The organism is Pseudomonas sp. PF05 (assembly GCF_056521845.1).
Genome location: NZ_JBWLPW010000096.1, coordinates 1 through 329 on the forward strand (window position 1 = coordinate 1; position 329 = coordinate 329).

Below are 329 nucleotides of genomic sequence, written 5' to 3' on the forward strand. Positions count from 1 at the left end.
AACTTCTCGGCGGTCAGTTCAGGGCGATTCAAATACCCTTTCGCCACGCCGTCTCCACCAATATACAACTCACCCGCCACGCCGATGGGCACCGTCTGTTGGTTGGCGTCCAGCACATAGACGCGGGTGTTGCCAATCGGACGACCAATCGGGATGCCACCCTCGCCGACGGCTTTGATTTCATGGGTGGTGGTGAAGGTGGTGGCTTCGGTCGGGCCGTAGCCGTTGAGCAAGTGAGCCGGCGCGCCTTCCTTCAGAACGCGACCGATCACCGCCGGGTCGAGCACATCGCCACCGACGATCAGGTAGCGCAGTTGGGCGAACACCGG

1 protein-coding gene is annotated in these 329 nt (G+C 62.0%); it reads right to left on the reverse strand.

Features of this window, described 5'->3' with window-relative positions; genetic code table 11:
* Window positions 1-329 (reverse strand): AMP-binding protein (locus AC09SL_RS29590; protein WP_479572026.1); only part of this gene is annotated, 329 nt, incomplete at both ends.